Here is a 689-nt window from a genome sequence, read left to right on the forward strand (position 1 = left end):
TTCGTCGAACTCGCCCTGCACGCCGCCGACCAGGTCGGCTACCGCGTCCTCGACGAACTCACCCTCGAACGACCCCTCGTCCTCACCGACACCGCCCACAGCGTCATCCAGGTCACCGTCACCACCCCCGACGAAGCCGGCCGACGCACCGTCACCATCCACTCCCGCCCCCACACCACCGACACCGACACCACCGACGACTGGACCCGCCACGCCGTCGGCACCCTCACCGACACCCCCACCACCCCCGCCCCCTACACCGGCACCTGGCCCCCCACCGGCGCCCAACGCATCGACACCACCGGCAGCTACCAGCGGCTCGGTGCACTGGGCTACGGCTACGGGCCCGCCTTCCAGGGGCTCACCGCGCTCTGGCAGCAGGGCCAGGACCTCTACGCCGAGATCGTCCTGCCGACCGACGCCGACGGCTTCGCCCTGCACCCCGCCGCCCTGGACGCCGCCCTCCACCCCCTGCTCGCCGACGAACTCCTGGTCCCCTTCTCCTGGAACGGCGTCCAGCTCCACGCCACCGACGCCACCACCCTGCGCGTCCACCTCACCCGCCGGGGCGAAGGCGCCGCCCACCTCACCGCCTACGACACCGGCGGCCACCCCGTCGTCACCGTCGACGACCTCCGCCTCCAGCGGATGTCCGCCGACCAACTCGCCACCACCACCGACGAACCGCT

1 protein-coding gene is annotated in these 689 nt (G+C 72.7%); it reads left to right on the forward strand.

The window, feature by feature from the left end; translation table 11 throughout:
* Positions 1-689: polyketide synthase dehydratase domain-containing protein (locus VR45_RS41540; RefSeq protein WP_045945175.1), on the forward strand; the 689-nt coding region annotated here is incomplete at both ends.

Origin of the sequence: Streptomyces sp. NRRL S-495, from assembly GCF_000966955.1 — a bacterium.
GTDB classification, from domain to species: domain Bacteria; phylum Actinomycetota; class Actinomycetes; order Streptomycetales; family Streptomycetaceae; genus Kitasatospora; species Kitasatospora purpeofusca.